The organism is Streptomyces sp. NPDC029152 (assembly GCF_055564355.1).
Map to the genome: position 1 here is coordinate 164470 of NZ_JBVHWR010000008.1, position 17869 is coordinate 182338.

15 protein-coding genes are annotated in these 17869 nt (G+C 73.6%); 8 read left to right on the top strand and 7 right to left on the bottom strand.

Going from position 1 to position 17869, the window contains the following annotated elements:
* The first annotated feature begins 63 nt into the window (after nucleotides 1-63).
* The 3 genes from ACZ4V6_RS19020 to ACZ4V6_RS19030 all read left to right on the top strand — a co-directional run bounded on the left by ACZ4V6_RS19020 (nucleotide 64) and on the right by ACZ4V6_RS19030 (nucleotide 5325).
* A complete protein-coding gene (locus tag ACZ4V6_RS19020; protein ID WP_467828552.1) occupies nucleotides 64-1725 on the top strand; it encodes a serine/threonine-protein kinase in 1662 nt (553 codons plus the stop codon).
* A 129-nt stretch (nucleotides 1726-1854) separates the two neighbouring features.
* Nucleotides 1855-3468 (top strand): succinic semialdehyde dehydrogenase, encoded by a 1614-nt coding sequence (locus ACZ4V6_RS19025; protein ID WP_467828554.1) that lies wholly within the window; start codon nucleotides 1855-1857, stop codon nucleotides 3466-3468.
* Nucleotides 3469-3507: 39 nt separating this feature from the next.
* On the top strand, nucleotides 3508-5325 hold the full coding sequence (locus ACZ4V6_RS19030) for a GMC oxidoreductase (RefSeq protein ID WP_467828556.1): 1818 nt from the start codon (nucleotides 3508-3510) through the stop codon (nucleotides 5323-5325).
* Nucleotides 5326-5413: 88 nt separating this feature from the next.
* Here the strand turns inward: ACZ4V6_RS19030 and ACZ4V6_RS19035 are convergent, their stop codons facing one another.
* Both ACZ4V6_RS19035 and ACZ4V6_RS19040 read right to left on the bottom strand, forming a co-directional pair.
* Entirely contained in the window at nucleotides 5414-6403 is a 990-nt protein-coding gene (locus ACZ4V6_RS19035) for an LAETG motif-containing sortase-dependent surface protein (RefSeq protein ID WP_467828558.1), read from the bottom strand.
* Nucleotides 6404-7595: 1192 nt separating this feature from the next.
* A complete protein-coding gene (locus ACZ4V6_RS19040; protein WP_467828561.1) occupies nucleotides 7596-7883 on the bottom strand; it encodes a chorismate mutase in 288 nt (95 codons plus the stop codon).
* A 348-nt stretch (nucleotides 7884-8231) separates the two neighbouring features.
* On the opposite strand from ACZ4V6_RS19040, the gene guaA reads away from it, so the two are divergent.
* Nucleotides 8232-9812, top strand: a complete 1581-nt coding sequence (gene guaA, locus ACZ4V6_RS19045; protein WP_467828564.1) for a glutamine-hydrolyzing GMP synthase — start codon at nucleotides 8232-8234, stop codon at nucleotides 9810-9812.
* Between the two features lie 9 nt (nucleotides 9813-9821).
* Here guaA and ACZ4V6_RS19050 read toward each other — a convergent pair whose 3' ends face one another.
* Both ACZ4V6_RS19050 and ACZ4V6_RS19055 read right to left on the bottom strand, forming a co-directional pair.
* Nucleotides 9822-10310, bottom strand: a complete 489-nt coding sequence (locus ACZ4V6_RS19050; RefSeq protein ID WP_467828566.1) for a pyridoxamine 5'-phosphate oxidase family protein — start codon at nucleotides 10308-10310, stop codon at nucleotides 9822-9824.
* A gap of 77 nt (nucleotides 10311-10387) precedes the next feature.
* On the bottom strand, nucleotides 10388-11326 hold the full coding sequence (locus tag ACZ4V6_RS19055) for a DUF4429 domain-containing protein (protein WP_467828568.1): 939 nt from the start codon (nucleotides 11324-11326) through the stop codon (nucleotides 10388-10390).
* A 192-nt stretch (nucleotides 11327-11518) separates the two neighbouring features.
* Between ACZ4V6_RS19055 and ACZ4V6_RS19060 the strand changes: the two genes are divergently transcribed.
* Both ACZ4V6_RS19060 and ACZ4V6_RS19065 read left to right on the top strand, forming a co-directional pair.
* A complete protein-coding gene (locus tag ACZ4V6_RS19060) occupies nucleotides 11519-12814 on the top strand; it encodes a hypothetical protein (protein ID WP_467828571.1) in 1296 nt (431 codons plus the stop codon).
* 160 nt (nucleotides 12815-12974) lie between these two features.
* On the top strand, nucleotides 12975-13505 hold the full coding sequence (locus ACZ4V6_RS19065; RefSeq protein ID WP_467828574.1) for a DoxX family membrane protein: 531 nt from the start codon (nucleotides 12975-12977) through the stop codon (nucleotides 13503-13505).
* Nucleotides 13506-13511: 6 nt separating this feature from the next.
* Here ACZ4V6_RS19065 and ACZ4V6_RS19070 read toward each other — a convergent pair whose 3' ends face one another.
* Nucleotides 13512-13760 carry a hypothetical protein gene (locus tag ACZ4V6_RS19070; RefSeq protein ID WP_467828576.1) on the bottom strand — a complete coding sequence of 83 codons (249 nt, stop codon included), beginning with the start codon at nucleotides 13758-13760 and terminating at the stop codon, nucleotides 13512-13514.
* Nucleotides 13747-15153: a PspC domain-containing protein gene (locus tag ACZ4V6_RS19075; RefSeq protein ID WP_467828579.1), complete on the bottom strand. Its 1407-nt coding sequence runs from the start codon at nucleotides 15151-15153 to the stop codon at nucleotides 13747-13749. Before ACZ4V6_RS19075 ends, ACZ4V6_RS19070 begins: the two co-directional genes overlap by 14 nt.
* 180 nt (nucleotides 15154-15333) lie before the next feature.
* Between ACZ4V6_RS19075 and ACZ4V6_RS19080 the strand changes: the two genes are divergently transcribed.
* Together ACZ4V6_RS19080 and ACZ4V6_RS19085 are read left to right on the top strand one after the other, a co-directional pair.
* The gene (locus tag ACZ4V6_RS19080; RefSeq protein WP_467828581.1) at nucleotides 15334-16626 is read left to right on the top strand and encodes an ATP-binding protein; all 1293 of its coding nucleotides are present in this window, start codon (nucleotides 15334-15336) and stop codon (nucleotides 16624-16626) included.
* Nucleotides 16623-17342 carry a LuxR C-terminal-related transcriptional regulator gene (locus ACZ4V6_RS19085; protein WP_077801178.1) on the top strand — a complete coding sequence of 240 codons (720 nt, stop codon included), beginning with the start codon at nucleotides 16623-16625 and terminating at the stop codon, nucleotides 17340-17342. The genes ACZ4V6_RS19080 and ACZ4V6_RS19085 overlap by 4 nt, the downstream gene beginning before the upstream one ends.
* Before the next feature lie 42 nt (nucleotides 17343-17384).
* Here the strand turns inward: ACZ4V6_RS19085 and ACZ4V6_RS19090 are convergent, their stop codons facing one another.
* Entirely contained in the window at nucleotides 17385-17804 is a 420-nt protein-coding gene (locus ACZ4V6_RS19090; protein WP_077801177.1) for an ATP-binding protein, read from the bottom strand.
* Nucleotides 17805-17869 lie beyond the last annotated feature (65 nt).

The following is a 17869-nucleotide window of genomic DNA, read 5'->3' on the forward strand; positions in this document are numbered from 1 at the left end:
GGGTCTGTGACCGCGGTCCACGGGCGGTGGATACCGGCGCGTCCGGCGCGATATGGATGGTCCATGAGCAACAACGGGGGAACCGGAAGCAGGCCGGACGAGCCGACGAGCTTTGCCCTGCGGCCGCCGCATCCGCCCGCCGCCGTACCGCATCCCGGCAACCCGTACGCGGCGCCCCACCAGGTCGCGCCGCCGCGGTCGCCGGCCCCCGCCGGGCCCGGGCCGGCGCGGGCGCCCGCCCGGGAGCCGGGCGCCGGACGGCTGATCGCGGGCCGCTACCGGCTGGTCGCCAAGCTCGGGCACGGCGGCATGGGCACCGTGTGGCGGGCGCGGGACGAGACCGTGGACCGCGAGGTCGCCGTCAAGGAGCCCCGCCTCCCCGACCACCTCCCCGAGCGCGAACGGGACAACGCCTTCGAGCGGATGCGCCGCGAGGCGCGCGCCGCGGCCCGGCTCGACCACCCGGCCGTGGTCGAGGTGCACGACGTGGCGGTGGTCGACGGCCGGCCCTGGATCGTGATGGAGCTGGTGCGGGGCCGCTCGCTGGGCGACGTGCTGCGGGAGGGCACGCTGGGCGCGCGCGAGGCGGCCCGGATCGGCCTGGAGGTCCTCGGCGCGCTGGAGGCCGCGCACGCGGCGGGCGTCCTGCACCGGGACGTGAAGCCCGACAACGTCCTGCTCGGCCGGTACGGCCGGGTCGTGCTCACCGACTTCGGCATCGCCCGGATCGAGGGCGACACCGACCTGACCGACACCGGCGGCTTCGTCGGCTCGCCCGAGTACATCGCCCCCGAGCGGGTGCTGGGGCAGCGTCCCGGGCCGGCGAGCGACCTGTGGTCGCTGGGCGTGGTGCTGTACGCGGCGACGGAGGGCGTCTCGCCGTTCCGCCGCAGCAACACCCCCGCCACGCTCCAGTCGGTGCTCAACGCCGTGCCGGCGCCGCCCGCCTCCGCCCGGGGCCCGCTGGCCGAGGTGATCACGGGGCTGCTGGACAAGGACCCGGCGCGCCGCCCGGACGCCGCCCGGGTGCGTGCCCTGCTGGAGGCCGCCGCGAACCCGCCCGCGCCGCAGCCCGTCCAGGTGGTGCGGGCGCCCGTGCCGGGCGGCCGCGGGTTCCGGCTCGGCCGCAAGGCGTGGGCCGGCCTCGCCGCGGCCGTCGTCGCCGCGGCGGTGGCGGGGTACCTGGTGGTCGCGGACCCGTTCGCGGGGCCGTTGCCCGAGGGCTGGAAGACCCCGCACGAGAAGCAGCTCGCCGCCACCCTGGCGGTGCCCGGGGACTACCAGCGGACCGTGTCCGACGAGGCCGACGAGCACTGGGTCACCTACACCGACTGGAGCGGCGGCATCTGGATCGACCTGGCCCTGGAGCGGAAGGCGGAGGACACCGGCGGCGACATCGCGGGGTCCGCCGCGGCCGAGATGTACGACGACGACGGAGAGTTCAAGGAGAACGGCGCGTACGAGCTCTCCATGCCCGAGAACCCGAGGACCGAACCCGGGGAGACCACGTACAAGGGCGAGAAGGCCGCCGAGAACACGGTCGTCTACACCACCACCGACAGCCAGGACCCCCGCCCGCGCGAACTGCGGATCTTCTACTACAGGACGTCCGCCGGCGACATGTACAAGCTCACCGTGAGCTACCCGGGCAAGGGCGACTTCACCGAGCGGGGGCGCGAGGTGGCCAGGACGGCCGTCGCCAATCTGGACATCGACGGCACGTGAACGCTCCGCCCGCACAACGCCCTGATCAGCACGTTCGTTGCCAGTGATCGCTGGCGCCGTGTGAGCACTCGGTGAATCCCCATTACCGACGGGTACACAAAGCTCGCGCGGCGTCATACCCTGCGGCTCATGACGGAAGCGCAGGCCCCGGAGACCACCGGCACCAACCCCCTCGCCCCCGCCCCCGCGGGCGCCCGCACCGCGGCGGACGTGGTGACCCCCGAGCTGGTCGCCCAGCTCACCAAGGGCGTCACCGGTTCCGGACGGACCGCCAACCACACGCCCTTCACCGGCGAGAAGCTGGCCGACCTGCCCGAGTCGACGCCCGAGGACGTGGCCGGCGCCTTCGAGCGGGCCCGCGCCGCCCAGGCCGTGTGGGCCCGGACGCCGGTGCGGCAGCGCGCCGCCGTCCTGCTGCGCTTCCACGACCTGGTCCTCCAGCGGCAGGCCGAGGTCCTCGACCTCATCCAGCTGGAGACCGGCAAGGCCCGCCTGCACGCCCACGAGGAGGTCCAGGCCGTCGCCGTCGCCGCCCGGCACTACGGCCGCCGCGCCGCCGCGTACCTGAAGGCCAAGCGGCACACCGGCGCCATCCCGGCCCTGACGAAGGTCACCGAACTGCGCCACCCGCGCGGGGTCGTCGGCCAGATCGCCCCCTGGAACTACCCGCTGGAGCTGTCCGTCGGCGACGCGCTCCCCGCCTTCGTCGCGGGCAACGCCGTCGTCATGAAGCCCGACACCGAGACCTGCCTGACCGCCCTGTGGGCCCGTGACCTCCTCATCGAGGCCGGGCTGCCCGCCGAGGTCTTCCAGGTCGTCCTCGGCGACGGCCCGGTCGTCGGCCCCGAGGTCGTCCGCCACGCCGACTACGTCTCCTTCACCGGCTCCACCCGCACCGGCCGCGAGGTCGCCCGGGGCGCCGCGGACCGCCTGGTCGGCGTCTCCCTCGAACTCGGCGGCAAGAACGCCATGCTGGTGCTGGAGGACGCCGACATCGAGAAGGCCGCGGCGGGCGCCGTCCGCGCCTGCTTCTCCTCCGCCGGCCAGCTGTGCATCTCCATCGAGCGGCTCTACGTCCACGAGTCGGTCGCCGACGCCTTCCTGGACCGCTTCGCCGCCCGCACGAAGGCCATGCGGCTCGGCACCTCCCTCGCCTACGGCGCGGACATGGGCTCGCTGGTGGGGGAGCGGCAGCTGGAGACCGTCGAGCGGCACGTCGAGGACGCGCTCGCGCAGGGTGCGAAGCTGATCGCCGGCGGGGTGGCCCGCCCGGACATCGGCCCGTACTTCTACGAGCCGACCATCCTGGACGGCGTGTCCGCCCCCATGGCCGTGTGCACCGAGGAGACCTTCGGCCCGGTCGTCTCCGTCCACCGCTTCACGACCGAGGAGGAGGCGGTCGAGCTCGCCAACTCCACCCCGTACGGACTGAACTCGTCGGTCTGGACGAAGGACGCCCGGCGCGGCCGGGAGGTCGCCGCCCGGCTGCGCACCGGCACCGTCAACATCAACGAGGGCTACGCGCCCGCCTACGGCAGCGTCCAGTCGCCGATGGGCGGCATGAAGGACTCCGGCCTCGGCCGCCGGCACGGCTCCGAGGGCATCCTCAAGTACACCGAGGCCCAGACCGTCGCCCACCAGCGGCTGCTGCCGATGGCGCCGTCGCTCGGCATGGACGACGAGAAGTACGCGGCGTTCATGAGCCGGAGCCTGCGGCTGATGAAGGCCTTCCGCTTCCGCTGAGCGGCCCCCACCCGTACCCGTTCTCAACGAGGAGAGCACGTGTCGCAGGAGAAGTCTGTCCAGACCCGGGACGAGGACGGGTACGACTACGACGTCGTCGTCGTGGGATCGGGGTTCGGCGGATCGGTGTCCGCCCTGCGCCTGACCGAGAAGGGCTACCGCGTCGGCGTCCTGGAGGCGGGCCGCCGCTTCACCCGCGCCACCCTCCCGAAGAACTCCTGGGACCTGAGGAACTACCTCTGGGCACCGAAGCTCGGGCTCTTCGGCATCCAGCGCATCCACCTGCTCGGCAACGTCATGGTCCTGGCGGGCGCCGGCGTCGGCGGCGGCTCCCTCAACTACGCCAACACCCTCTACGTGCCGCCGAAGCCCTTCTTCGAGGACCCCCAGTGGCGGGACATCACCGACTGGCACGAGGAGCTGTCGCCGTACTACGACCAGGCCCGCCGCATGCTCGGCGTCCGCCTCAACCCGACGATGACCCCCTCCGACGTGCACCTGAAGGCCGCCGCCGAACGGATGGGCGTCGGCGACACCTTCCACATGGCGCCGGTCGGCGTCTTCTTCGGCGACGGCGAGGACGCCGACGGCGCGGTGAGGGCGAAGCCGGGCGAGCGGGTGCCCGACCCGTACTTCGGCGGTGCGGGCCCGGACCGCAGGGCCTGCAACGAGTGCGGCGAGTGCATGACCGGCTGCCGGCACGGCGCGAAGAACACCCTCAACGAGAACTACCTGTACCTCGCCGAGAAGGCGGGCGCCGTCGTGCACCCGATGACGACGGTCGTCTCGGTCACCGAGGACTCGCGCGGCGGCTTCGCGGTGGCCACGCTCCCCACCGACCGGAAGAAGAAGGGCGCGGGCCGCACCTTCACCGCCCGCCGCGTCGTCATCGCCGCCGGCACCTACGGCACCCAGACCCTGCTGCACCGCATGAAGGCCAACCGCCAACTGCCCCACGTATCCGACAAGCTCGGCGAGCTGACCCGCACCAACTCCGAGGCCCTGGTCGGCGCCCAGACCGACGACCGGCGCTACCGCAGGGCCACCGGGGAGCCGCGGGCCGACTTCACGCGCGGCGTCGCCATCACGTCGTCCGTCCACCCGGACGCCGACACCCACATCGAGCCCGTCCGCTACGGCAAGGGCTCCAACTCGATGGGCAGCCTGTCCATACTCCAGGTCCCGTACGCCGGTGCCACCGCCTCGGGCGCCTCACGCGTCCTGGGCTTCCTCGGCAACGCGGCCCGGCACCCGCTGCAGGTGCTGCGCTCCCTGTCCAACCGCAAGTGGTCGGAGCGGACCATCATCGGCCTGGTGATGCAGTCGCTGGACAACTCCCTGACGACGTACCTGAAACCGGCGGGCGTCGGCAAGGGCCTGCTCACCGCCCGTCAGGGCCACGGCACGCCCAACCCCAAGCAGATCAAGGCGGCGTCGGACGGCGCCTCGGCCCTCGCGGCGGAGATCAACGGCTTCGCCGGGTCCAACGTCGGCGAGCTGATGGGCACCCCGCTCACCGCCCACTTCCTCGGCGGCTGCCCGATCGGAGCCTCCCGCGAGACCGGCGTCATCGACCCCTACCACCGGCTGTACGGCCACCCCGGCATCTCCGTCGTCGACGGCGCCGCGGTCTCCGCCAACCTGGGCGTCAACCCGTCCCTGACCATCACGGCCCAGGCCGAGCGGGCGATGGCGTACTGGCCCAACAAGGGCGAGGAGGACCCGCGTCCGGCGCAGGGCGCGGCGTACGAGCGCCTGGCTCCCGTCGAGCCCAAGTCCCCGGTGGTCCCGGCGGAGGCCTTCGGCGCGCTGCGGCTGCCGTTCCTCGGGATGCCGGCGGTGCCGCCGAAGAAGTAGCCGTCGCGCCCGGCACGAGGAGAAGGACCTGCGCCCCCCTCCGAGCGCAGGTCCTTCTTGTCTCGCGTCAAGCCGTGCGGTTCAGCGCTTACGCCTCGGCACCGGTCTTGCGGCGACGGACGGCGAACACCGCACCGCCACCGACGAGAACGGCGAGCCCACCGGCGAGGCCGATCATCGGCAGCGCGGAGCTGGAACCGGTCTCGGCGAGGCTGCCGGTGACCTCCGGGGTGGTGGCGGCGGGCTTCTCGTTGGTGACGGGAGCCTTGCCGCCCTCCTGCGGCTTGGTGCCTTCCGTGTCCGTGCCGGGTGCCACGATCTGGAACTTGTACGCGGCCTCGCCGGCGCCCGCGCACTGACCGTCGGCGTCACCGTAGAGGGTGGCGCCCAGGGTGAAGCCGGCGCCGACCGGGGCACCGGCCTTCACGTTGATGCGCAGCGGGACGTCGACCTCGTAGCCGGGCTTCAGTTCGGGGGTGTAACCGGCCCAGCCGAAGGCGTAACCGTACTCGTCGAGGTCGTCCCAGCCCTTGGTGTCGGGGTTCCAGGCCTGCAGGCTGACCTGCTTGGACTTGAACAGGTCGTAGCCGTCCTCGTCGGGGGACGCGCCGGCCAGGTAAGCCAGGTCCTGGAGGGTGGAATCGGAGTTGTTGACCACGTTCAGCGTGAACTTGTGCCAGCCGCTGCCCGTCGCGATCTTGCCGGGCAGACCCGTGAAGCCGACGTCGACCTTGGCGTCCTCGCACTCGGACGGCTCGGGCTCCGGGGACTCCGTCTCCCCGGGCGCGGAGGTGCTCGGCGCCGGGGACGTGGAGGCGGAGGGACTCGCGGAAGCGGAGGGGGTGGACTCCGACGCGGTGGGGTCGGGGGTCCCCGACTCCGTCTTGGTCGGCTCGGGGTCGGTGCTCTCGCTCGCCGGGGGCGTGGACTCGCCCTGGGACGGAGGCGTGGCCGTCTCCGACGTCGTGTTCTCCGCCGGCGTGCTGGCCGGGGCGGACGGGGACTCGGTCGCGTAGGCGGCGGGGGCCGCGAGCAGCGCCAAGGGGGCTATCACTGCTGTAGCAGCCGCTGCTGCCATGGCGCGACGAAGCTTCATGAAGACCTCGGAAAGTCCGGCGTACCGCGTGGACGCGGTACGGGGCGAGTCGGGGGAGGCCTCCGCGCGTGGGACGCGGGACGGCCCTTGGTTCATCTGTTCGGCGTGTTTGATCAGTGAACCCCGCGAATGGTTGTCCCCGAACTCACAGAACTTTTATGTGTCCTGCGTCACTCGCCGGATGTCCCGTCCGAACCTCCGGTTCCCGGTTGAACGCGCCGGTTCATGGGAGACGACCGGGGGACCGTGCGAAGAGCGGCAGTGGACGGGGCGGACGGCGGCAGGGCCGGCGGAGCGGGTGCGGTGGGGTGGCGGGCGGCCGCCGCGTTGACCGCCCTGTGCGTCACGGGATGTTCGGCCGTGGTGACACGGATTCCGGACGGCCGTCCGGAGGCGGGGAGTCGCCGATGAGTGCGGTCTCGTCGCCGGGCGCCGGGGGAGCGGACCGCTCGCCTGCGCCGGATCCGTCCTCCGCATCACCCGGCCCGGCGCGGTCGACGCCCGCCGCGACGCCGACGAGGACCGGGACCGCGCGGCCGGCGTCGTCCTCGGACGCGCGCGGGACGGGTTCCGGCGGCTCGGACGCGGTCGGCGGGTCGGCGGACCGCGGCGGATCGGCCGGTTCCGTCGGCTCGGGCGGTACGGGCGGCGGTGTCGAGCGGCAGCAGGACGTTCCGCAGAACCCCCACCGCGGACCCAGCCCCCCGCCCGCGCCCCCGCGCCCCCGCGCCCGACGCCCGCGCCCGACTGGACGTCGGCGGAGTGGCAGCCCGGTGACCCGGTCGAGACGGTGCAGGAGGCTGTGGAGCAGGAGGACGGAGCCGGCGCGGCCGTGCGGGTGAGGGCGCGTACAGGGGACTCGGGTCCGTACGGCTTCGTGCTCGACGGGGGGTGGGCGCCGCGACCGTCCGGCCCGACCCGGGCCTCTTCCGTCGGCCGGCCCCGGGCGTCCCCGGGGCCGGCCGTTCTCTGGGGTGACCGGGCTGCTGTCCCCTGCCGTCCGGTCACTTCCTGGAGCGAGGTCCCACGACGCACGGCACGATCCGTACGTCTCATCGCTCCAGCGAGCCACGCGTGGTTCTTGCGGGTCCGCCCCTGGCTGGCACGGACAACGGGACCAACGAAGCGTTCCGCGCGACGGTCACGCGCCGTACGGGTGAGAGCGCGCCCGAACTCAGATGCGACCCCGGCACAGCTCCAGCAGCGTCATCGCCAGCGCCGTTCCCGGCTTGCCCAGGGCGTCCCTGTAGTGGCCGAGGACGTCCATCTCGCGGGAGAGGTTCACGCGCCGGCCGCCGGAGGTGATCCGCGCCTCCTGGATGACGGCGGAGACGGCCATCCGTTCCTGGATCAGTCCGATGATCCGGTCGTCGAGCGCGTCGATGCGCTCGCGGGCGCCGGTGATCACGTCGGCGGCCTCGGTGGTGTGGGCGCCGGTCCTGTCTGCGGTGGTGACGGTCATCTCGGGGGCTCCTCGCCGGGGTGGGGTGGTGGCGCCCCGGGGCCGGCAGGGCCCGGAAACGACAGGCGCCCCGGACCTTGTCGGCCCGGGGCGCCTGGGAAGTCGCTTGTCAGTTGCTCAAGCAGCACGACCATGGCAGCCGGTGGGCCGGTTGCCATAGGTAAAGAGGAAGGTCTGGTGCGTGAGCATGGGCCCAGTATGCCCCGGGAACGGACCGTGTCCAAGCGGGTTCGCATGGTGAGACGTGGGACCGGGCGCGGGCGGGGCCCCACGGGCGGGACGTGCCACCCGCCCACCTCGGTAGAATCGGGAGCACAAGACCCCCGCCCGACCGCCGGAAGGCACCCCGTGTCATCAGCGACTCCCGCTGCCGCCGCCCCCGACACCGTCCTGGTCGTCGACTTCGGTGCGCAGTACGCCCAGCTCATCGCCCGTCGCGTCCGCGAGGCGCGGGTCTACAGCGAGATCGTGCCGAGCTCCATGCCGGTCGAGGAGATGCTCGCCAAGAACCCGGCGGCCATCATCCTCTCCGGCGGCCCCTCGTCGGTGTACGAGCCGGGCGCCCCGACCGTCGACCGCTCCCTGTTCGAGGCCGGCGTCCCCGTCTTCGGCATGTGCTACGGCTTCCAGCTGATGGCGCAGGCCCTCGGCGGCACCGTCGACAACTCCGGCGCCCGTGAGTACGGCCGCACCGAGCTGACCGTCTCCAAGCCGTCCTCCACCCTCTTCGAGGGCACCCCGGCCGAGCAGTCCGTGTGGATGTCGCACGGCGACGCCTGTTCCGCCGCGCCCGAGGGCTTCACCGTCACGGGCTCCACGCACGTCGTGCCGGTCGCCGCGTTCGAGAACGACGTCAAGAAGCTCTACGGCGTCCAGTACCACCCCGAGGTCATGCACTCCACGCACGGACAGCAGGTGCTGGAGCACTTCCTGTACCGCGGCGCGGGCCTGACCCCCGACTGGACCACGGGCAACGTGATCGAGGAGCAGGTCGCGGCCATCCGCGAGCAGGTCGGCGACAAGCGCGCCATCTGCGGCCTGTCCGGCGGCGTGGACTCCGCCGTCGCCGCCGCCCTCGTCCAGAAGGCCATCGGCTCCCAGCTCACCTGCGTCTACGTCGACCACGGCCTGATGCGCAAGGGCGAGACCGAGCAGGTCGAGAAGGACTTCGTCGCCGCCACCGGCGTCCAGCTCAAGGTCGTGGACGCCCAGGAGCGCTTCCTGGACGCGCTCGCCGGGGTCACCGACCCCGAGGAGAAGCGGAAGATCATCGGCCGCGAGTTCATCCGCGTCTTCGAGCAGGCCCAGGCCGAGATCATCGCCGACGAGGGCCCGGCCGTGGAGTTCCTGGTCCAGGGCACCCTCTACCCGGACGTGGTCGAGTCCGGCGGAGGCACCGGCGCCGCGAACATCAAGTCCCACCACAACGTGGGCGGCCTGCCCGAGGACCTCGAGTTCAAGCTCATCGAGCCGCTGCGCAAGCTGTTCAAGGACGAGGTCCGCATGGTGGGCCAGGAGCTCGGCCTGCCCGAGGAGATCGTCCAGCGCCAGCCGTTCCCGGGTCCGGGTCTCGGCATCCGCATCGTCGGCGAGGTCACCAAGGAGCGGCTCGACCTGCTCCGCGAGGCCGACGCCATCGCCCGCGAGGAGCTGACGGCGGCCGGCCTCGACCGCGACATCTGGCAGTGCCCCGTGGTGCTGCTCGCCGACGTCCGCTCGGTCGGCGTCCAGGGCGACGGCCGCACCTACGGCCACCCGATCGTGCTGCGGCCCGTCTCCTCCGAGGACGCGATGACGGCCGACTGGTCGCGCCTGCCGTACGAGGTCCTCGCCAAGATCTCCACCCGCATCACCAACGAGGTCAAGGACGTCAACCGCGTGGTCCTCGACGTCACCTCGAAGCCGCCGGGCACCATCGAGTGGGAGTAGTCCCGGCGGTCACGTCCGCTTGAGAGTGCGCACCGGCTCTCCGGGCTTCCAGACCTGGGCGACCAGATACGTGTCGTCCTCGACGCAGGTCCGTACGACCTCCGTCAGCTCGGTGCGGAAGAGGTGGAACGGCTGCGGCGGTTCCACCTCTTCCACGTACCGGCCCTTGGTCCGCGGGTCGTCGACCTCGACGGCCCGTCCGCAGATCCGTACGTCGCCGCCGCCCATGCCGGTGCCCTCCCCGGGGTTCGCCTGGAGCGCGAAGCGCGGGTCGCGGCGCAGGTCGAGCGCCTTGAGCGAGCCGTGCATCATGCCGAGCCACAGCTCGCCGCCGAGGAAACGCACCTCCAGCCCCGAGGTGCGGGGCGATCCGTCCCGGCGCAGGGTCGCGAGCGTGTGGTGGGTGTACGCGCCGAGGCGCGCCTCGACGAGGGCGGCGAGTGCGGGTTCGGCAGCCGCGAAGGAGGCCCAGCCGGGGCCCTCGGTGCTCGGTGTCATACGGGGAGTGTGACGCCGATACCGGACATCTTCCGTCGTGTTTCCGTCGGCCCCGCCCGCGTGGCCGGACCGGCCGGTCAGCCGCTCCCGTCGTCACCCGCCCCGAAACCCCGGAGCACGGCCGCCTTCGTCCTGGCGAACTCCTCGTCCGTGAGGACACCGTCGCGGTGCAGCTCACCCAGTTCGCGCAGCCTGCGCAGCAGTACGTCGTGATGCCCGGCCGGGGGCCCCGCGGCGGCCTCCGGCCGGGGCCGGACCACCGCCGCCGCCGGGACGGCCGCTCCGTCCTCGCCGGGGGGAGCGACGCGGGCCGACGGGTGCGGGAGCCGGGCCGTGACCGCGGTGGCGATCAGCACGGTGAGCAGATCGCGGCGGGCACTGCCCCACAGGTCCAGGGCGTAGGGGTCCTTCTCCGGCGGCAGCGCGGAGAACACCGTCTCCCGGGTCACGAACCGCAGGAAGCCGCCCTCGTGCCCGGAGTTGGGCAGCCACTCGACCCGCACCAGGTCGCCGAGGGCGATGAGCCGCGGACCGGTGACGCGCTTGACCCGGTCGGAGGTGTCGGCCCAGTCGATGCGCACCCGGCTGCCGTCGAAGGAGACGGTGCCGTCCGAGGAACGGACCGAGACCGGCACCGGCGGCCCGGGCAGCAGGTAGGCCCGGGTGGGCCCCTCGGGGACCCGGTCGAGCAGCAGCGCGCGGCGGACCTCCTCCGCGACGTACTCGGCCGTCCCGCAGCGGTCGGCGTCCACCGCCAGCCGGTACGGGTCCGCCGCCTCGGGCAGCCGCCCGCCGGCCGCCTGGAGCAGGGGGTCGGCGCCCTCGCGCAGCCGCAGGCGCAGGCGGCCGCGCCGGCGCTCGGACTCGAAGGTGATGCCCGAGACCGCCTCCAGCGGTACGGAGACCTCCCCGTACGTCTGCCGGAACAGCGGCACCGAGCGGTTCAGGCCCGGCGTGATCCGGACCGTGCTGCCGTCGAACGCCCAGGTCCCGTCACGCTGGATGATCTCGGCCATGGGGGAATTCTCCCAGCCGGGTCAACACGGCGGTCCGCGCGTCACCCGCGCTGAGCAGAGGGGGCCGGGGGCGCCCGGGCGCGCGGGGCGTGGTGTGCGGCACAATTCGCTTTCGTCCCAAGGGACTTACGGGTGTCGGCACATGCGTGTGCCGCAGGTGTGCGGCAGGCTTCGGGAAGGCGGGCGTCGGGCGTGGCGGTGCAGGAGACGAGACGCGGGAGCGGCTCGGACAAGGGCGCGTACGGGGCGCCGCACACAGGCGGCTGCACGTGCGGGGACTGCCCGCACGGCGCCCGCGAGGGGCACCGCCGGGCGGTCGCCGCGTTCCTGCTCAGGCGGGACGAGTTCGCGGCCGGGCAGGGGCTGCCGGCCGCGGTGGCCCACTCGGCCTCGGCGTCCCGGCAGTGGGTCTCCGAGGAACTGACCCAGTCCGCGGAGGCCGTCGCCGAGCGCGGCCGGGCCGAGGGCGAGGCGTGGCTCGCGGGCCTGGGACGCCGCACGACGGGGGTCGTGTGGGCCGCGGTCGTGGTGCTGCTGCTCGCCCAGTCGCTCACCGCGGTCGGCGCCGGCTGGTCGGCGGCGCGCACCGCCTCACTGGCGGCGGCCGTGGTCGTGGCCGGGGCGCTGACGGCGGCGTCCTGGTTCCACCGGGCGCGGGGCGGAGTGCTCGCCCCGGTCATCGGCGAGGACAACCGTCTCTCCACGTCCCGGGCCGTGGCGGCGGCGTGGGTGCTCTTCGTCGCCTACGCGGTGCTCGTCCTGGCCGGGCAGCTCGCCGTGGCCTCGGGGCACGCGCGGCGGGACGCGCTGATCTCCGGGCTCGAACTCGCCCGCGGCGCCGGAGTGGTCACCGTGCTCGCCGTGGTGTGCGGGATCGCGGTGCTGGTGCGCCGGGTGGTCGGGCTGCGGGTGCTGGGGCAACGGCTGCAGAAGGTCCGCGCCGACCGGCCGCGCGCGGCCGACCTGCTGACGGACGACGCGGGCCGCGGGACGTTCGCCGACATCCAGTACGTCGTGATCGGCGCGGTCGCCCTGGTGTTCGCGGCGGTACGGCTGGCCCGGCGGCCGGACCAGCTGCCCGACCTGCCGTGGGGGCTCGCGGTGGTGGTGCTGGTGTCGGCGGCGACCTACGTGGCCGGCAAGTACGCGGAGGGCGGCCGGCCCGTCATCCTGTCCGTGGTCCGGGCGCGCGAGGCCGGTGACCTGGACGCCCCGATCCGCACCGGCGACGACATCGAGATCCGCGGCGCCGGCTTCGTGCCGCCGGGCGCCCAGCGCGCGGACCGCCTGTCGCGCATGGTCGTCCGCATCGGCGCCGTCAACGTCCACGTGCCCCTCGTCCCCGTGCCCGGCGGCTTCAGCAACCCGACGGACGCCCTGCTGACCGTGCCGGTGCCGGCGGACGTGGAGCCGGGACGGGTGGAGGTCCAGGTGATCACGAGCGCGGGCGTGGAGACGAACCGGTACGCGATCGACGTGACGGACTGACCTCCCCGATCGCCCGATCGGGTCCCGGCGTGCGGCCGCCTGTCGGACCGGCGGGAGGACGGGGAAGGAACGGAGCGGACGGCGGTTGAACTCGATCCGGACGTCGTACGTATGGTCGGTGAGGGGGTTGGACACGCGTGGCGAGAGGCGGCTGGCAGCGATGACTCACGAGGTGCGGACGGAACCGCACATGTCCGGCCTCGAAGGCCGCCGGGACCGGCGCGACGTCGCCACCCGGTACGCCCTCCTGCCCCTGCGGATCTTCCTGGGCGTCACCTTCGTCTACGCGGGACTGGACAAGCTCACCGACAGCGCGTTCCTGAAGGACTCGGGTGCCGGGTCCATCGGCGACATGATGCGCGCCGTCCGGGACTCCTCGGCCGTCCCCGCCCTGGTCGACCTGGCCCTGAAGAACCCGCCCGGCTTCGGCTGCGCCATCGCCCTGGGCGAGCTGGCCGTCGGCATCGGCACGCTGCTCGGGCTGCTGGGCCGGCTGGCGGCGCTCGGCGGCGCGCTGATCTCGCTCAGCCTGTGGCTGACCGTCAGCTGGGCCTCCGACCCGTACTACTACGGCAACGACCTCGCCTACCTCATGGCCTGGCTCCCCCTCGTCCTCGCGGGCACCCCCTTCCTCTCGCTGGACGCGGCACTGCGCGCCCGGCGCCGCCGGCGGTCCGGCGGGTACTGGTAGGCGCCGTCAGCCCGCGAGGTCCGCCCGGGGGCCGTCCGCGTCCGGGTCCGTGCGCAGCGCCCGACGGCGTCGGCGCACCGCCCGGGTCAGCGCCCCGACCGCGCCGGCCAGGCAGAGGCCGCCGGTGACGACGGGGACGATCACGAACCACGGGGTGTCCCACAGGCCCTCCGCGTCGCCGGCGTAGATCACGCCCGCCAGGGTCAGGAAGGCGCCGGCGACCAGTCGGCCGGGCTGGACGTCATGACGCAGCACGGGACACCTCCGCCTGTCCGAGGCCGACCTGGAGGTCGAGGTCGAGCGTGCCGGCCCCCTCGGCGCCCTCGGCGGGAGGCAGCGTGACCTCCTTGTGCTTGCCGGGGGCCACGTCCACGTCCTTCGCGTCGTCGCCGGGCAGCTGGATGTCGCCCACGCCCACCTCGGCGCTGAGCCGCACGGTCACGTCCCGCGGCACGATCACCCGTATCCGCCCCACGCCGACGTCGGCCCGGGTGGTCACCGTCTGCCCCCGGGCCAGGTCCAGGCGGGACAGGTCGAGGGTGCCGGTGCCGGTGCCCACGTCGTACTGCTCGCGGACGTCGGCGACCGTCGCGGGCGTCCAGGTGTTCCGCGTCCACTCGGTGCCGGCGTCCTTCGGCAGGGCGGCCGACCCGGCGAGCAGGCCCGCGGTGATGATCGCCAGGAAGACCGAACCGGCCCCCGTGCGGCCCAGGAACGCGCTGACCGCGATCCCCACGCCGAAGACCGCCAGCGCACAGGCCAGCCCGGTCTGCAGGCTGGTGCCGAGCGGGTGGTCGTCCCAGGTCAGACGGGTACCGAGGAAGCCCGCCAGCAGGGCGAGCAGGAAGACCCAGCCGCCGATGCCGCGGGCGCCGCGCGGCTGCGGGCGCCGGAAGGACCGGTCGGCCGGGACGTCGTGGTCGCGGTACGCGCCGCGCCCGATGGCGACGGCCGCCGCGATGTCCCGGTCGCGGGAGTCCTGGGGGCCCCACAGGTATCCCGTGCCGCCGACGTGGGTGCCGTCCTTGACGATGGGGTCGCGCCACCAGGAGGGGTGGGTGACGGCGGCCGGCGGTGCCTTGGCCTCGGGCGGGGCGTCGGCGACGGCCTGGGCGGCGAGCGGGTCGGGGCCCGGAGCGCCGCGCTGCCGCGACCAGTAGCCCGCCCCCGCGAGGAGGAGGGAAAGTATCACGGCGAAGGAGAGCATCCCGCCGTTGTTCAGCATGGTCAGGAACACCCCGCAGCCGACCAGGGCGAACAGCACGGCCGTCAGGGCCTGGCCGTCGACCCGGCCGGTCAGCAGCTTGCGGACCTCGTTCTCGTCCTCGTCGTCGTACGGGACGAAGAGCCAGGCGAAGCCGTAGAAGATGAGGCCGAGGCCGCCGGTCGCGGCCAGCACCGCGAGCGTGATGCGGAAGATCACGGGGTCCATGTCGCACTGCCGCCCGAGGCCGGCGCACACCCCGGCGAGCGTCTTGTGCCGCCGGTCGCGGCGGAACCGGCGGGGCGGCTCCGAGGCGTCCGTGCCGACCGCGCCGCCGCCCACGGAGCCCGGGGCGTCCGCGGCACCGCGCGGGCCGGTGTCCCGCGGCGGGCGCGGTCCGGAGCCGGGCCCCGCACCCGTCGCGGCGTGCTCGTGATCTGTCATGGCTCCATGGTGACGGGCGCGGCGCCGCGGCGGCAGCCGGTACGACCCTGGTCGGACCCTGATATCGGCCCTGACCCGGCGCCCGGGGAGCGTTCGAGGGGCCCGCGGCCCGAAGATCAGGGGAGTCTCCGGGACCGACCCTGATGCTCCCCCTCGACCGGCCGTGTGACCATCGTTGACATGCCGGACGCCGCAGCACCGCCCCTCCTCGAACCACGGCCGCCGCGCAAGCTCTACCGCAGCAGCGACGGCCGCTGGCTCGGTGGCGTGGCGCGGGGGCTCGCCGGGCACCTCGGGCTGCCCGTCGTCTGGGTACGGCTCGTCTTCGTCGGCCTGTTCATGGCCGACGGCCTCGGTGCGCTGCTCTACGCGGCCTTCTGGTTCTTCGTACCGCTCGGCGTCGGCGGCGTCGACGCGCAGAGACCGCCGTCCCTGGTCACGACCGGGACCTCGCCGGACGGCCGCCGCAGACTCGTCGCCCGCAAGCCGGACAGGGGGCAGATCGTCGCCCTGCTCCTCATGGTCGTCATCGCCATGATCTTCGTGGGCAACGTGGACCTCGGCAACGGCGCCAAGGCCTACCTGTGGCCGGTCGTGCTGGTCGGCGCGGGCGTCGCCCTCGTCTGGCGCCAGGCGGACAACGCCCGCCGGGCCCGCTGGGCCGAGGTCGGCCGCGACCGGCGCACCGTCACGCTGCTGCGGTCGGTCGCCGGCGTCCTGCTGGTGACGGCCGGCGTCTCCGGCATCTTCGTCCTCCAGGGGTCGGCCGCCCACCTCGGCTCCGTGCTGCAGGCCGCGCTCGCCGTCCTCGTCGGCATCACGCTCCTCGCCGGCCCCTACCTAGTGCGCATGACGCAGGACCTCTCCGAGGAGCGGCTGATGCGCATCCGCGCCCAGGAGCGCGCGGAGGTCGCCGCCCACGTCCACGACTCGGTGCTGCACACCCTCACCCTGATCCAGCGCAACGCGGAGAACGCGGGCGAGGTGCGCCGCCTGGCCCGCGCGCAGGAACGGGACCTGCGCGCCTGGCTCTACAAGCCCGAGGGCAACGGCAAGGACGAGGACGACGAGCCCACCACCCTCGCCGAGGCCGTCAAGCGCAACGCCGCGGAGGTCGAGGACAAGCACGGAGTGCCCATCGAGGTCGTGGTCGTCGGCGACTGCCCGCTCGACGAGAGGATCGGAGCACAGATGCAGGCGGCACGCGAGGCTATGGTGAACGCCGCCAAGTACGGTGGCGAGGGCGGCGCGGTTCAGGTCTACGCCGAGGTCGAGGGCAGGACGGTCTTCGTGTCCGTGCGCGACCGCGGCCCCGGCTTCGACCTCGACTCGATACCCGCCGACCGCATGGGCGTCAGAGAATCGATCATCGGCCGCATGGAGCGCAACGGCGGCACGGCGCGGCTGCGCGCGGTGCCGGACGGCGGCACGGAGGTCGAGCTGGAGATGGAGAGGGCGGAGAAGACGTCATGAGCGACCCGACCGAGGGCAACGCAACGGCGGGACCGGCGGACGGCGGTGCGGGGGAGCGCCACGTGCGCGTGGTCCTCGTCGACGACCACCGCATGTTCCGCACCGGTGTCCAGGCCGAGATCGGCCAGACCGCGCAGACCGGCGTGGAGGTCGTCGGAGAGGCCGCCGACGTCGACCAGGCCGTCACCGTCATCACCGCGACCCGGCCCGAGGTGGTCCTCCTCGACGTCCACCTCCCGGGCGGCGGCGGCGTCGAGGTCCTGCGCCGCTGCGCCCCCTTGATGGCCGACGCCGAGCGGCCCGTCCGCTTCCTCGCCCTGTCCGTCTCGGACGCGGCGGAGGACGTGATCGGCGTGATCCGCGGCGGTGCGCGCGGCTACGTCACCAAGACGATCACCGGCACGGACCTGATCGACTCGGTCTTCCGCGTCCAGGAGGGCGACGCGGTCTTCTCCCCGCGCCTGGCCGGCTTCGTCCTGGACGCCTTCGCCTCCACCGACGCCCCGCCGGTCGACGAGGACCTCGACCGCCTCACCCAGCGCGAGCGCGAGGTGCTGCGCCTGATCGCCCGCGGCTACGCGTACAAGGAGATCGCCAAGCAGCTGTACATCTCCGTCAAGACGGTCGAGTCCCACGTCTCCGCCGTCCTCCGCAAGCTCCAGCTCTCCAACCGGCACGAACTGACCCGCTGGGCCACGGCACGCCGGCTGGTGTGACGGCAGGCGGGCACGGGGAGGTGCCCGGGGGCGGCCCCCGCGTCACACCTCGAACCACACCTCCTTGCCGATGCCGCACTCCCTTCGCCGCACGCCCCAGTCCGCCGCCAGCGCCGCCACCAGGGCGAGTCCCCGGCCCGACTCGTCGTCCGGGCGGGCCGCGGCGGGCGTCGGCAGGACCTCGGAGGCGTCCGTCACCGTGACGCGGAGGCGGTCCTCCGTCAGTTCGCAGCGGGCCCGGATCTCACGCCCGGCCGGGACCTTCGCGTGGCGGTACGCGTTCGTCATCAGCTCGCTCAGGAGCAGTTCCGCCGTGTCCGTGACGTCCTGCGGCAGCTCCCAGGAGGCCGCCTGTTCGCGGAAGAGGGTGCGCGCCCGGCCGACACTGCGCGCATGGCGGGGCAGTCGCCACTCGATGTCCTTCGGGGCGGTCGTGGGGAGCGGCGGCCACGGGGTCTGCATGCCCTGTTCATCCCTTGCGTCGATGTTTCGCGGTTGACGGGATCACCGTCCCGGTCCGCGCGTAG